At 69.2% G+C, this 12,697-nt stretch carries 14 protein-coding genes; 6 read left to right on the forward strand and 8 right to left on the reverse strand.

Going from position 1 to position 12,697, the window contains the following annotated elements; translation table 11 throughout:
- Positions 1 to 56: 56 nt before the first annotated feature.
- Genes G1H10_RS05510 through G1H10_RS05530 form a run of 5 tightly spaced genes read right to left on the reverse strand, consistent with a single transcriptional unit; the run spans position 57 to position 4,937 of the window.
- Positions 57 to 1,292 carry a class I SAM-dependent methyltransferase gene (locus G1H10_RS05510; protein WP_163733864.1) on the reverse strand — a complete coding sequence of 412 codons (1,236 nt, stop codon included), beginning with the start codon at positions 1,290 to 1,292 and terminating at the stop codon, positions 57 to 59.
- Positions 1,285 to 2,334, reverse strand: coding sequence for an NAD-dependent epimerase/dehydratase family protein (locus tag G1H10_RS05515; RefSeq protein WP_163733867.1), 1,050 nt, complete (start codon positions 2,332 to 2,334; stop codon positions 1,285 to 1,287). The genes G1H10_RS05510 and G1H10_RS05515 overlap by 8 nt, the downstream gene beginning before the upstream one ends.
- Before the next feature lie 7 nt (positions 2,335 to 2,341).
- The gene (rfbF, locus tag G1H10_RS05520) at positions 2,342 to 3,115 is read right to left on the reverse strand and encodes a glucose-1-phosphate cytidylyltransferase (RefSeq protein WP_163733870.1); all 774 of its coding nucleotides are present in this window, start codon (positions 3,113 to 3,115) and stop codon (positions 2,342 to 2,344) included.
- Positions 3,112 to 4,428: a glycosyltransferase family 4 protein gene (locus G1H10_RS05525; RefSeq protein ID WP_174264084.1), complete on the reverse strand. Its 1,317-nt coding sequence runs from the start codon at positions 4,426 to 4,428 to the stop codon at positions 3,112 to 3,114. Before G1H10_RS05525 ends, rfbF begins: the two co-directional genes overlap by 4 nt.
- 29 nt (positions 4,429 to 4,457) lie before the next feature.
- Positions 4,458 to 4,937: an LPXTG cell wall anchor domain-containing protein gene (locus tag G1H10_RS05530; RefSeq protein WP_163733872.1), complete on the reverse strand. Its 480-nt coding sequence runs from the start codon at positions 4,935 to 4,937 to the stop codon at positions 4,458 to 4,460.
- A gap of 194 nt (positions 4,938 to 5,131) precedes the next feature.
- Here G1H10_RS05530 and G1H10_RS05535 point away from each other — a divergent pair, with 194 nt between their 5' ends.
- From G1H10_RS05535 to G1H10_RS05545, 3 genes are all read left to right on the forward strand, one after another.
- A complete protein-coding gene (locus tag G1H10_RS05535) occupies positions 5,132 to 5,437 on the forward strand; it encodes a PqqD family protein (RefSeq protein ID WP_163733875.1) in 306 nt (101 codons plus the stop codon).
- A 12-nt stretch (positions 5,438 to 5,449) separates the two neighbouring features.
- Positions 5,450 to 6,085 carry a hypothetical protein gene (locus tag G1H10_RS05540; RefSeq protein WP_163733878.1) on the forward strand — a complete coding sequence of 212 codons (636 nt, stop codon included), beginning with the start codon at positions 5,450 to 5,452 and terminating at the stop codon, positions 6,083 to 6,085.
- Positions 6,086 to 6,199: 114 nt separating this feature from the next.
- The gene (locus tag G1H10_RS05545; protein ID WP_163733881.1) at positions 6,200 to 7,252 is read left to right on the forward strand and encodes a glycosyltransferase family 2 protein; all 1,053 of its coding nucleotides are present in this window, start codon (positions 6,200 to 6,202) and stop codon (positions 7,250 to 7,252) included.
- A gap of 100 nt (positions 7,253 to 7,352) precedes the next feature.
- On the opposite strand, the gene rfbB is transcribed toward G1H10_RS05545, so the two are convergent.
- The gene (rfbB, locus tag G1H10_RS05550) at positions 7,353 to 8,333 is read right to left on the reverse strand and encodes a dTDP-glucose 4,6-dehydratase (protein WP_163734449.1); all 981 of its coding nucleotides are present in this window, start codon (positions 8,331 to 8,333) and stop codon (positions 7,353 to 7,355) included.
- Between the two features lie 242 nt (positions 8,334 to 8,575).
- Between rfbB and rfbA the strand changes: the two genes are divergently transcribed.
- A complete protein-coding gene (gene rfbA, locus G1H10_RS05555) occupies positions 8,576 to 9,463 on the forward strand; it encodes a glucose-1-phosphate thymidylyltransferase RfbA (RefSeq protein WP_163733884.1) in 888 nt (295 codons plus the stop codon).
- Positions 9,464 to 9,578: 115 nt separating this feature from the next.
- A complete protein-coding gene (locus G1H10_RS05560) occupies positions 9,579 to 10,211 on the forward strand; it encodes a dTDP-4-dehydrorhamnose 3,5-epimerase family protein (protein ID WP_163734453.1) in 633 nt (210 codons plus the stop codon).
- Here G1H10_RS05560 and rfbD read toward each other — a convergent pair.
- Positions 10,197 to 11,048 (reverse strand): dTDP-4-dehydrorhamnose reductase, encoded by an 852-nt coding sequence (gene rfbD / locus G1H10_RS05565; protein ID WP_163733886.1) that lies wholly within the window; start codon positions 11,046 to 11,048, stop codon positions 10,197 to 10,199. The genes G1H10_RS05560 and rfbD overlap by 15 nt on opposite strands.
- Positions 11,049 to 11,169: 121 nt before the next feature.
- Positions 11,170 to 11,655: a winged helix-turn-helix transcriptional regulator gene (locus G1H10_RS05570; protein ID WP_163733889.1), complete on the reverse strand. Its 486-nt coding sequence runs from the start codon at positions 11,653 to 11,655 to the stop codon at positions 11,170 to 11,172.
- Positions 11,656 to 11,769: 114 nt separating this feature from the next.
- Here G1H10_RS05570 and G1H10_RS05575 point away from each other — a divergent pair, with 114 nt between their 5' ends.
- Entirely contained in the window at positions 11,770 to 12,678 is a 909-nt protein-coding gene (locus G1H10_RS05575; RefSeq protein ID WP_163733892.1) for an NADP-dependent oxidoreductase, read from the forward strand.
- Positions 12,679 to 12,697: the final 19 nt, after the last annotated feature.

Consider the following 12,697-nt stretch of genomic DNA (forward strand, 5'->3'; position numbering starts at 1 on the left):
CTGAGCGCCGTGATCATGAGCACTTTCCGTGCTATATGGACGGTTACTGTTCATGATCATGGGATCACTTCCGGGGTTGGGACGGGGCGGATGAACCGGCCGCCGCGCTGCCGGTACTCGTCCTGCTGCGCGAGGATCTCGTCGAGGAAGTTCCACGCCAGCACCAGCACGTAGTCCGGCTGCTCCTCCAGCAGCGCCTCCACCGGCCGGATCGGCACGTGCACACCCGGCATGAACTTGCCCTGCTTCCAGGTGTTCCGGTCGACGACGAAGTCCAGGATCTCGGTCCCGACGCCCAGGTAGTTCAGCATGGTGCTGCCCTTGGCCGCCGCCCCGTACGCCGCGATCGACGCGCCGTCGGCCTTGAGCCGGTCCAGCAACGTCAGCAGTTCGGACCTCGCGTCCTCCACCCGGTCGGCGAAGTCGGCGTAGTAGGCGAACCCCGCCACGCCTGCCGCCCGCTCCTCCGCCAGCATCCGGCGCGCGTCGGCCGAGATGTCCTCCCGCTTGCCGATATGCCAGCGCAGCGTGCCGCCGTGCAGGTCCGGGAAGTACTCCACGTGGTTGAGGTACATGCCGTGCCGCCGCACCAGCGCGTCCACCGACGTGCACGAGTAGTAGCAGAAGTGCTCGTGGTAGATGGTGTCGAACTCGCCGTGGTCCACCAGGTCCTTCACCCACGGGTTCTCCACAGTGATCACGCCGTCGTCGGCGAGCAGCTCCGCCATGCCGCCGACGAAGTCGTTGAGCGCCGGCACGTGCGCCATCACATTGTTCGCGATGATCACGTCCGCCGGCCCATGCTCGGCGCGGATCCGTTTCGCCAGCTCCACGCCGAAGAACTCCTCGACGGTCGGCACACCGGCTTCGCGGGCGGCGGCCGCCTGGTCCGGCGCCGGGTCGACGCCCAGCACCCGCACCCCGTGCGGTGCGAAGTTGCGCAGCAGGTATCCGTCGTTGCTGGCCAGCTCCACGACGAAGCTCTCCGGTCCGAGCCCGCGGGCGGCGACCAGCCCGTCGACGTGCTCCCGTGCATGCCGCAACAGATGGTCGGAGAACGACGAGAAGTACAGATAGTTGTCCACGAACAGCCGCTCCGCCGGCACCTCCTCCAGGATCTGCACCAGCGCGCAGCCTGGGCAGAACGCGACGTCCAGCGGGAACGCCGGATCGACCTGGTCCAGTTGGTCCGCGGAAACGAGCGCGTCCGCCAGCGGCGTCTTACCCAGGGACAGGAACGGCTTGAGCCCGGCACCGCCGCAGGAGCGGCACGGTGGCACCCGGTCATACATGGTCGGCCCCCTTCTGCTGCACCACGCGCAGCTCGGAGTCGACCAACCCCTGCTCCTGCTGGGCGAGAATGTGCTTGATCCGCTGCAGATGCCCGCCGGTCAGCGTCGCCTCATTCAGCTCCACCTGCAGGTAGGCGTCGTACAGCTCCTCCACGCCGCGTCGCACCGTCCACTGCGGCTGGAACGTGGGCAACTCCCGCTCGATCAGCGAGCAGTCCACTCGGTAGTTGCGCTTGTCCGGGCCGGCCCCATCGGCGAAACTCACCGTCGATCCGGGGATGACGTCGGCGACGATCTCGGCGACGTCGCGGATCCGGTACGTCTCATCGGTGCGCCCCACGTTGTACGCCTTGAGGTGCACGAGCTCACGCGGCGCCTCGACGACGGCGAGGAACGCACGCGAGATGTCCTCGATGTGCACCAGCGGCCGCCACGGGCTGCCGTCGCTCTTGAGCAGCACCTGGCCGGTGGTGACGGCGTAGCCGACCAGGTTGTTCACCACCAGGTCTCCACGCAGCCGCGGCGAGACCCCGTAGGCGGTCGCGTTGCGCAGGAACGTCGGGCTGAAATCGTCGTCGGCGAGCTCGGTCAGGTCCCGCTCGCTGAACACCTTCGACTCGCCGTACGGCGTGACCGGCAGGAACTCGGCCGTCTCGTCCAGCACGTCGTCGCCGTGCGCGCCGTAGATGCTGCACGACGACGAGAACGCGAACCGCGTCACGCCGGCGGCCTTGGCCATCCGGGCGACGTGCAGCGTGGCGAGATGGTTGATGTCGTAGGTGGTCTCGGGGTTGAGGTCGCCCAACGGGTCGTTGGAGATCCCGGCCAGGTGGATCACCGCGTCGACGCCCTCGAAATGCTCTTCGCGCAGGTCGCGGATATCCAGCCACAGCTCGTGGTCGGGGCGCTCGAGCTCCGGGGTGAACCGGCACCGCGAGAACAGGCCGCTGTCGACGCCGACCACCTCGTGGCCGGCGAGCTTGAACAGAGGCACCAGGACGGTGCCGATGTAGCCGTCGTGGCCGGTGACAAGAACACGCATTGCTGTCCTACTCCCAGGTCTTCCAGGGCGCGTTCTCGGTGCGCCACAACTCTTCGAGGATGTGCTTCTCGCGCATGGTGTCCATGCACTGCCAGAAGCCGTAGTGCCGGTAGGCCATGAGCTGCCCGTCCTTGGCCAGCTCTTCGAGCGGTTCCTTCTCGAACTGGGTGTCGTCGCCGGCGATGTAGTCGAAGACGGCCGGCTCCAGGACGAAGAACGCGCCGTTGATCCAGCCCTCACCGATCTGCGGCTTCTCTGAGAACTCGACGATCTGATCGCCGTCGGTCACCAGGTGCCCGTAGCGGGCCGGCGGGCGGACCGCGGTGAGCGTGGCGATCTTGCCGTGTGAGCGGTGGAACTCCAGCAACGTGTCGATGTTCACGTCGCTGACGCCGTCACCCCAGGTGAGCAGGAACGTCTCGTCGCCCACCCACGGCTGCAGCCGCTTGATCCGGCCGCCGGTGTTGGTCGACTCGCCGGTGTCGACGACGTTGACCGTCCAGTCCTCGTCGGTGTCGCGGCGGTGCAGCGTCACCTCGCCGTGCCGTGGCCGGACCGTCACGTCCGAGGCGAGCGTCGCGTAGTCCAGCATCCAGCGCTTGATGACCTCGCCCTTGTAACCGGCGGCGATGACGAACTCGCTGTACCCGTAGCGCAGGTAGTGGCGCATGATGTGCCAGAGGATGGGCCGTCCGCCGATCTCCACCATCGGTTTCGGCTTGATCACCGTCTCCTCGGCGAGGCGGCTACCCAGGCCACCCGCAAGTATCCCCGTTTTCATTGTCCCCCCTCCGTGGCTCCGGCCGGCGGAACCCGTCCGGCCGTCGGAGCCGCTGTCAGTTCGTGATACATCGCGACATAGGCCCGCGCCTGCTCAGGCCAGGCGAAGAGCCGCTCGATGCGCAGCCGTCCGATCAATGCCATCTGGCGGCGGCGGTTCGGATCGTCCACGAGTGCGGCGATGGTCTTGGCCATCGCGTCCGGGTCGCCGTCCGGCACGTACTCGGCCGCCGGGCCGGCGCACCGGCGCGTCTCGCGGAGATCGGTGCTGACCACCGGCACGCCGTGCGCCATGTACTCCAGCGTCTTGTTCATGGTGGAGCGGTGGTTGAACTCGCACGGCGGATCCGGTGTGACGCCGATGTCCGCAGTGGACAGCCAGCGGCCCAGTTCGGCCTGGTCGACCCGTCCGGTGAAGGTGGTGAACTCCTGGACGCCCAGCCGTTCGCGCTGCTGCAGCAGGGCATCCAGGCTGTCCCCGTAGCCCAGCAACGCGAAGTGGCAGTCGTCGCGGCCGAGGTTGTGGACGTAGTGCGCGATCGCGTCGAGCAGCCGGTCCACGCCGTCCTGCGGTCCCATGATCCCGACGTAGCAGACCAGTCGGCGCCGACCGTTCCGCAGCGACGGGTCGATCGGTCCACGGACCATCGCGGCCGGATCCGGCGAGCTCATGACGACGGCGGTCCGCTCGGGCGGGACGTGTCCGCGCTCGACGGCGATCTCCTGGTACGACGGGTTGGGGGAGACCACCCGGTCAGCGACGGCGTAGGTGGCCCGCTCCAGCAGGAGCAGCACCCGATGCAGCAGACCGCGCCGGCCGAACCTGGCCTCGTACACCTCGGGGCAGAGATCGTGCTGGTCATAGACGAACTTCTTGCCGCGCAGCTTCCAGAGCAGGCCGAGCAGCCAGTAGGTGTCCGGCGGGTTGCAGGCCTGCAGGACGTCGAAACCTTCGGCGCGCGCGGTGCGGACCGACAGCCGTGCCGTCCGCAGCCAGCAGACCACGAACTCGCGGACGTAGCTGAGCAGCCCCGACGTCGCCGGCGGCGCCGGATAGGAGCGGACCGTCGCGCCGTCGAGGTCGAACTCGTCCGGTTCCTCCGGCCCTTCCTTCGGGCAGATGACGGTGACGTCGTAGCCCGCACTGATCAGCGCCCGGCACTCCGACCGCACACGGCGATCGAAGCGCAGCGGGATGTTCTGCACGACGATCAGCACGCGTGGGCGGCGTCGTCCGCCGTCGCCGCCCACCGGTGTGTCGACCGCTTCTGGTCCGCGTCGCTGTCCGCGTATCGCGGTGACCAAACCCCCCATGGTGCCCCCCTCGACAGGCCTGGAGCGTCCTAGCCGCTGAGCGGCTCCTCAGACTCCGCGCCGGCTCTTCGAGACATGGCGTATGCGACCGCGCCCCCCAGCGCGAGTGCACCGCCGATGCCGGCGACGGTGGCGGCGTCGGAAGCACCCGTGTCCGGGAGCGCCGCCGTCGTGTCGTCGTCGCTCGGCTTGTCGCCGGGCTTCTTGCCTTCCGGCTTGTCCGGCTTGTCCGGCGGCTTGGTCGATGGAGGCTGCGTGCCCGGCGGCTGCGTCGACGGTGGCTGCGTGCCCGGCGGCTTGGTCGACGGTGGCTGCGTGCCCGGCGGCTCGCTTGGTGGCGGCTCAGTCCGTGGCGGCTCGCTCGGTGGCGGCGGCGGTGGTTTGGGCGGTTCGGTCGGCGGCGGCTGCGGGCCGCTCGGCGACGCAGCGTGTGCCGGCGTCAGCGCGATGGCCGTCACCGTCGGCGCCACCCATGCGGCCCCACCGGCCGTAAGTCCGGTGGCCAGCACCCTTCTCCGGCTAATACCAGAAGAACTCGTATCTGCCATTTACTCATGCCCCCCAAGGCAATATCGCACGCCCCCCGTGCGACGCGAGTCATGCTACGGCAAACGAGGGCATTTGTCGCCACAAGTCCTTTCACGGCCCATTTCGTTTGCGCAAGCGTGACGTTCTCGGACGACTTGGCCGTATGCTGCTGGTTATGGCAGACAGTGTGCCTATGGCCGACCCCTCGGTCCGTGAGATGGAGATCGATGGGGATATCACGCTGTTTCACGCCGCCACGCAGACCGCCCTTGTGCTCAACGGGACCGCCAGCGATGTGTGGCGGCTGATCGACGGCGAACGCACGCTGGAGGAGATCGTCGCGGCGCTCGACCAGGCGTATGACGCGGACCCGGAAACCGTCCGCGCCGGTGTCGACTCCGCGCTGACGCAACTGCGCGAGCACGGCCTGCTCGCCAGCGGCAACTCCAGCATCAGCACCAACACCAGCAGCGGACGCTGAGAGGCGTCGTCTGTGCACTCGCTCGCGTCGGCCATCGAGGAATCCGCCGATCTGTTGCTGCACGCCGGAGCGGTGGAGCGGGCCGGTCAAGCCGTGCTCTTCCCCGGCGAGTCCGGCGTCGGTAAGAGCACGCTGACGGCGGCGTGCCTGATCCGTGGGTTCGGCTACATCACGGACGAGGCGGTGGCGCTCGACCCGGACACCGGCCGCGTCACCGGGTTGGCGCGGCCGTTGATGCTCACGCCATGGTCCACCGAGGCGCTCGGGCTCGATCCGGCGCTCGGCGGCTGGTCCGACGAGTCCGCGGACAAGCTCGCGTTCACCGCGCAGTCCATCGGGGCGCGCGCGGTGACCGAACCCGTCGCGGTCGGCCACGTTGTGCTGGTACGCAGGAGCGGCGCGCGCTCGAACCCGGTGATCGAGCCGGTCGCGGCCGGGGAAGTGCTGGCGGCGGTACTCGCCGCGTCGTTCAACCACTACCGGCTGGGCGAGCGGGCCTGGGAGGCGGCGGCACGGCTGTCGACGCAGGTCCAGGGGTGGCGGTTGGACGCCGACGAGCCGGTGGCCGCCGCCGACGCGATCCTACGACTCCTGCCTCAGCGGCTAGAGGCCCCCACCACTGCCGTAGAGGCCTCACCGGCACTGTAGACAGCGGTGATGAAGACGATTCTGTGGCGCTGCTACGCCACAAAACCGTCTTCATAGGGTCGCGCGCGGCTTCACCGGGTGGCGCGCGCCGGGTCGAGTGCGGATACTGCACCCATGCCTAGCATCGTCGTGCCTGCGCACAACGAAGAACCCGTCATCTCCCGGCTGCTCGACGCCCTCGCCGCGCCGACGACGGACGACGGTCCGTCCGTGCACCACAGAGAGCCGGACGCGGAAACCGAAGTCTCGGGTGCGGGCGCCGAAAAGCCGGAAGCGAGTGTCGGGGGTGTGGGTGTGGGTGCCGAAGGTCTGGGTGAAGAGCTCGAGATCATCGTCGTGCCGAACGGCTGTACCGATGCGACCGCCGACGTCGCTGCCGGCTACCCAGGTGTGCGGGTGGTGCAGACTCCGGTGGCCTCGAAGGCCGAGGCGCTACGGCTCGGCGACGAGGCCGCGACCGGCTTCCCCCGGCTGTACGTCGACGCGGACGTCGTGCTCGGCCGGGACGACGTGGTGCGGCTCTGCCAGGCGCTGAGCACCACCGGCGTGCACGGGGCCGGACCCGCCCGAGTGCTGCCGATGGCCGGCGTGGCGTGGCCGGTCCGCTGGTATTACGACGTGTGGCAACGGCTCCCGGCGGTCCGCGAGGAACTGTTCGGCCGTGGTGTCATCGCCGTCGATGAGGCCGGGCACGCCCGCGTGGCCAAGTTCTTCACCGGCGACGAGCAGGTGATGGCGGACGACCTCGCGATCGCGTTGGCGTTCGACGCGTCCGAGCGCGTCGTCGTGCCGTCGGCCCGGGCTCAGATCCGGCCGCCGCGGACGACGGCCGACTTGCTGCGCCGCCGGGTCCGGGCGATGACCGGGAACGCGCGGCTGGCGGCGGCAGCCGACGGTCGGGCGCCCCGCACCGGTTCTGCCGACGGTCGGGCACCGCGCACGGGTCCGGTCGGCCGTGCGGCACCACGCACCGGCCTGGCCGAGTTGCGAGGCGTCGTTGCACGTGAGCGAAGCGTGCTCCGACGGGCCCGGATGGTGCCCAAGGTGGTGCTCTTCCTGACGGTTGCCGTCGTCGCCCGGCTGCGGGGGCGCCGCGCGATGGGCAGGAACGACACGAGATGGTTGCGCGACGAGAGCAGCCGTCAGCCCGGGCAACCGCGAACGTGACGGCCGGAACGTCACCACTGCGACATCACGGTTGCGAACGACATTGTGGTCACGATCGCAGCCACGATGCATGCTCCTTGCCGTCGGCACGTCCTTGACGTCAGGAGCTGCCGTGCTTGAGCGGCTCCCACCAGTCGCGGTTCGCGCGGTACCAGGCGACCGTGTCGGCCAGGCCCTGATCGAACGGGGTCTTCGGGGCATAGCCGAGCTCGGTGCTGATCTTGGTGATGTCGACCGAGTAACGCAGGTCATGCCCGAGCCGGTCCGCCACGTACTCGACCCGGTCCCAGCCGGCGCCGCACGCCTCCAGCAGCAGCTTGGTGAGCTGCCGGTTGGTCAGCTCGGTGCCGCCACCGATGTTGTAGACCTCTCCGGCACGCCCACCGGCGCGCACTAGCTCAATGCCGCGGCAGTGGTCGTCGACGTGCAGCCAGTCGCGGACGTTGGCGCCCTCGCCGTACAGCGGCACCGGCAGGCCGTCCAGCAGGTTGGTGACGAACAGCGGGATGACCTTCTCCGGGAACTGGTACGGGCCGTAGTTGTTCGAGCACCGGGTGATCACCACCGGCAGGCCGTGGGTGCGATGGTAGGCACGGGCGAGCAGGTCACCGGAGGCCTTGCTGGCGCTGTACGGCGAGTTCGGCTCCAGCGGATGGTCCTCCGGCCAGGACCCCTGCTCGATCGAACCGTAGACCTCGTCCGTGGACACCAGCACGAACCGCTCCACCTCGTGCCGCAGCGCAGCGTCGAGCAACGTCTGCGTGCCGACCACGTTGGTCACCACGAAGTCGCCCGGGCCGACGATCGAGCGGTCCACGTGGCTCTCGGCCGCGAAGTGCACCACTTGATCGACCTGGGCCATCAAGGCGTCGACCGTCGGCCCGTCGCAGATGTCCCCCTCGACGAACCGCAACCGCGGCGAATCCGCCACCGGCGCCAGGTTGGCCTGGTTGCCCGCGTAGGTCAGCTTGTCCAGCACGACGACATCGGCGTCGGCGAGCTCGGCATAGTCTCCGGCCAGGGCGGAACGCACGTAGTGCGAGCCGATGAATCCCGCTCCACCGGTCACCAGAATCCGCATGTGTCGCATGCCCCCCATCGTCAGCCAGCGACCGCATCGGCAGCAGGAGGCGACTTTCCCGCGCACCTCGCGCTGCACGAACATCTTGCCTATCCGTCTCATTTGGGGCAAGGTGTCTTAGTCTGCATCCTATTCTGTCCCATGATCATCAACCGTGATGCCGATGACGATGCGGCACACAGTTGATGATCACCACGGGGTTCTGTGGGTGGGGTGCACGCTCTGAGGGGGGCTGAGCACGCATGAAGGGGATCATTCTGGCCGGCGGTACCGGCAGCCGGCTGCATCCGCTGACCATCGGGGTCAGCAAGCAGCTCATGCCGGTCTATGACAAGCCGATGATCTACTACCCGCTGACCACGTTGATGCTGGCCGGCGTCGTCGACATCCTGATCATCACCACACCGGAGGACGCGGATGCGTTCCGTCGCCTGCTGGGTGACGGTTCGCAGTTCGGCGTCTCCATCCGCTACGCCAGCCAGCCGGAGCCGGACGGCCTGGCGCAGGCGTTCCTGATCGGCGCCGAGCACATCGGGCACGAGTCGGTGGCGTTGGTGTTGGGGGACAACATCTTCCACGGCCCCGGGCTCGGTACACAGCTGACCAAACACGCCGACCCGGACGGCGGGGTCATCTTCGCCTATCACGTCGCCGACCCGCGGGCGTACGGCGTGGTCGAGTTCGACGCCGAGGGCCGCGCCGTCTCGCTGGCGGAGAAGCCGGCCCAGCCGCGGAGCAACTACGCCGTACCCGGCCTGTACTTCTACGACAACCAGGTGGTCGAGATCGCCCGGCAGCTGCGGCCGTCCGAGCGCGGCGAGCTGGAGATCACCGACGTCAACTGGGCCTACCTGCGCAGCGGCGCGCTGCGGGTGGAGGTGCTGCCACGCGGGACCGCCTGGCTGGATACCGGGACGTTCGACACCTTGATGGCGGCCGCGGACTATGTTCGGGTGATCGAGGCCCGGCAGGGGCAGAAGATCGGATGCCCGGAAGAGGTCGCCTGGCGGCTGGGGCTGATCGACGACGATCATCTGTGCCGACGGGGCGAGGAGCTCGGGCGGTCCGGCTACGGGGCCTACCTGCTGGACCTGCTCGACGCTGCGCCGTCACCGTCCGGAGCGTCGTGACGCGCGTGGCGGGACCAGTGGCCGGAACCGCGGTCGGATCGGCGCGGAGTGCGAGTTGCGGAGTGCGAGTTGAGGTGAGCCCGACGTGAGCAATGAGACTCCCAAGCTGGAGCCGATGGCGATCGGCGGAGCGTGGACGTTCACGCCCAGGCTCTTCGGCGACGCACGCGGCACCTTCCTGGAGTGGTTCCGTCAGGACGTGCTCGAGGCCGAGCTGGGGCACCCGCTGGATCTGCGGCAGGCGAACTGCTCCGTATCCGCCGCCGGGGTGGTGCGCGGCGTGCACTTCGCCGACGTTCCGCCCGGCCAGGCCAAGTACGTCACCTGCCTGTCCGGCTCGGTGCTGGACGTCGTGGTCGATCTGCGACGTGGGTCGCCGACGTTCGGGGAGTGGGACTCGGTGATGCTGGATGACGTGGACCGCCGCGCCGTCTACATCTCGGAAGGTCTGGGGCACGCGTTCATGTCACTGGCCGACTCGTCGACGGTGGCGTACCTGTGCTCGACGGAATACGCGCCGCAGCGCGAGCACGGCATCAACCCGCTCGATCCGCAGCTGGCCATCATGTGGCCGTCGGTGAACCGGGACGGGCTGATCATCCAGCATCGGTTGTCGTCCAAGGACGCGGACGCGCCATCGCTGGCGGACGCCGAGCGGCAGGGGTTGCTGCCGGAGTACGCCGCCACCGAGGCGTACCGGGCCGCATTGGTCGAGAAGCGCTGCGGCCGCCGGTCAGGGGGTGCGTAGCAGCGTGCGGGCCGCGTCGTCGAACGCGTCTCGCCAATGCCGCATCGGCGGCAGCGACGCACGCGCCCAGCCGTCGTGCGACAGCACCGAGTAGGCCGGACGGGGAGCGGGACGGACGAACCGATCCGAGGTGGTCGGGCGGACCCGCTCCGGATCGTGGCCGAGCGCGGCGAACACCGCGCGGGCCAACTCATACCAGGTGGTCGCCCCTGCGTTGGTGGCGTGGTAGATCCCGCCGGGCGCGTCGGCCCGCACGACCTCGACGATCCGCCCGGCGAGATCACGGGTCCACGTCGGCTGGCCCTGCTGGTCGTCGACGACGTCAACGTGGTCGCGGGTCTCGGCGAGGTGCCGCATGGTGGCCACGAAGTTCTTGCCGTGTTCCCCGTAGAGCCACGCGGTGCGGAGGATGATCCCGGCGTCGGGCAGATGTTCACGGACCGCCCGCTCAGCGGCCGCCTTGCTTCGGCCGTAGGCGGACACCGGGTCGACCGGCTCGTCTTCCGGGTAGGGCTCGCGTGCCGTCCCGTCGAAGACGTAGTCGGTGGAGATGTGCACCAGCCGGGCTCCGTGGGTGCGGCATGCGCGGGCGACGTTGGCGGTGCCGGTCCCGTTCACTGACATCGCACCGTCCGGGTCGGACTCCGCACCGTCGACGTCGGTCCAGGCGGCGAGGTGGGCGACGACATCGTGGCCGCGGACCGCGTCGTGGACAGTGTCCGCGTCCGTCACGTCCAGTTCCCGGTGGGTCGGCGCCGTGACAGCGTCGGCGGGCAACAGCGCCAGCAGGTCATGGCCGAGCATTCCGCCCGCGCCGGTCACGAGCCAGCGGATCATGGACAGAACCGTATCGCCCGGCCGACGCCGCGTCCATGTGTGTCGTTCCGTTCTCGCACGGCACCAAGGTCATGCACACGGCCTTCGGGGCAACGTGCGATGGTCGGCGTCGGCCTGAACCTCACCTTCGGCCCGCGGCGCGATCCTTCGAGTCGGTCGTGCGTTCCGGACTGGCGTGCGCATCGTATTTCTCGCGGTTGGCGAGCACCTCGTCCATATGCGCCTCGGCCCATCGCTTGATGCCGCGGATCGTCTCGTGCAGCGACAGGCCGAGTTCGGTCAACTCGTAGGTGACCGTCACCGGCACGGTCGGCGTCACTGTCCGGGTGAGCAGGCCGTCGCGCTCCAGCGAGCGTAGCGTCTGCGTGAGCATCTTCTGGCTGACGCCGGCCAGCCGGCGCGACAGTTCGGAGTAACGCATCGACCGCGGCTCACCGGCGCAGTCTTCCCCGGGATGGGGGCCGTCGCTGCCGAGCGCGGCCAGGATCAGCGCCACCCATTTGTCGGAGATCCGGTCCAGGAGCTGGCGACTGGGACAGCCCGCCAGGAACGCGTCGTACTGCTCTTTGGCCTGCTGCCGCTGCTGCGCCGCCGTCATCGTCGGCATGGCTCGCTCCTTCGTACCCGGTGGTGACATACGCACTTCAAAGTGCCTACTTCCCATTGGAGAGTAACCCATCCATTGTGGAGCGGGAAGGAACGAAACTCCAGAGGAGGAACCATGTCCGCCACTTTCCGCACCGCGGTCGTCCGGGTTCCGGGCGGTCCGGACTCCATCGAGATCATCGACGTGCCGGTGCGCGAGCCCGGCCCGGGCCAGATCCGGGTCGATATCGCCGGCGCCGCGGTCAACCCCGTCGACCTCGGCGTCGCCGCCGGGTTCTTTCACCGGATGGGCCTGATCAACCAGCCCGAGCACACCGGAATGGGCTGGGACTTCGCCGGCGTCGTCAGCGCAGCCGGCCCGGGCGTCGATCTCCCGGTGGGCAGCCGCGTCGCCGGACTCGTCGGCGGGTTCGACCGTGACTTCGGCACGTACGCCGAGCAGCTCATCGTGCCGGTGCGCGACGCCGCGCTCGTCCCCGATGGTCTCGATCTGGGCGAGGCCGCCACGGTCCCGCTCAACGGCCTCACCGCAGCTCAGATCGTCGACCTGCTCGGCGACGGGGCGGGCCGGAAGCTGCTGGTGACCGGCGCCGCGGGTGCTGTCGGCGGCCACATCCTCTCGCTCGCTCAGGAACGGGGATGGCAGGTCACGGGATTGGCCCGGGCGCAGGACGAGGCGTTCGTGCGTGGTCTCGGCGCCGGCTTCACCACCGAGGCGGCACCCGGCTGGGACGCGGTGGCCGACACCGCCACGCTGCAGGAGGAGGGTCTGGCACTCGTCCGCGACGGCGGTGTCTTCGTCGGTGTGCGACCGAACGCGGACCCGGCCGCGGAGCGCGGCATCACCGTCCGGGCGGTGGAAGTGCAGGCCGACGGTGCCCGGCTCGCCCGGCTTCTCGACGCCACGGCGAGCGGCCGGCTGCCGGCACGGGTGCACGCGTTCCTTCCGCTCGACCAGGTTGCCGTCGCGCACCGCGCCGTCGCCAAGGGCGGGGTGCGCGGAAGGTACGTCCTGCAGCCCTGACATCCATCAGTCTGGTGTC

This window comes from Phytoactinopolyspora halotolerans, assembly GCF_010550675.1.
In the GTDB taxonomy this organism is placed as follows: Bacteria; Actinomycetota; Actinomycetes; order Jiangellales; family Jiangellaceae; genus Phytoactinopolyspora; species Phytoactinopolyspora halotolerans.

Excerpts from the sequence above, each read along its gene's own strand:
- G1H10_RS05510 (WP_163733864.1), bottom strand. The coding sequence starts at position 1,292 with ATGTATGACCGGGTGCCACCGTGCCGCTCCTGCGGCGGTGCCGGGCTC.
- G1H10_RS05515 (WP_163733867.1), bottom strand. The coding sequence starts at position 2,334 with ATGCGTGTTCTTGTCACCGGCCACGACGGCTACATCGGCACCGTCCTG.
- rfbF (WP_163733870.1), bottom strand. The coding sequence starts at position 3,115 with ATGAAAACGGGGATACTTGCGGGTGGCCTGGGTAGCCGCCTCGCCGAG.
- G1H10_RS05525 (WP_174264084.1), bottom strand. The coding sequence starts at position 4,428 with ATGGGGGGTTTGGTCACCGCGATACGCGGACAGCGACGCGGACCAGAA.
- G1H10_RS05535 (WP_163733875.1), top strand. The coding sequence starts at position 5,132 with ATGGCAGACAGTGTGCCTATGGCCGACCCCTCGGTCCGTGAGATGGAG.
- G1H10_RS05545 (WP_163733881.1), top strand. The coding sequence starts at position 6,200 with ATGCCTAGCATCGTCGTGCCTGCGCACAACGAAGAACCCGTCATCTCC.
- rfbB (WP_163734449.1), bottom strand. The coding sequence starts at position 8,333 with ATGCGGATTCTGGTGACCGGTGGAGCGGGATTCATCGGCTCGCACTAC.
- rfbA (WP_163733884.1), top strand. The coding sequence starts at position 8,576 with ATGAAGGGGATCATTCTGGCCGGCGGTACCGGCAGCCGGCTGCATCCG.
- G1H10_RS05560 (WP_163734453.1), top strand. The coding sequence starts at position 9,579 with ATGGCGATCGGCGGAGCGTGGACGTTCACGCCCAGGCTCTTCGGCGAC.
- rfbD (WP_163733886.1), bottom strand. The coding sequence starts at position 11,048 with ATGATCCGCTGGCTCGTGACCGGCGCGGGCGGAATGCTCGGCCATGAC.
- G1H10_RS05570 (WP_163733889.1), bottom strand. The coding sequence starts at position 11,655 with ATGCCGACGATGACGGCGGCGCAGCAGCGGCAGCAGGCCAAAGAGCAG.
- G1H10_RS05575 (WP_163733892.1), top strand. The coding sequence starts at position 11,770 with ATGTCCGCCACTTTCCGCACCGCGGTCGTCCGGGTTCCGGGCGGTCCG.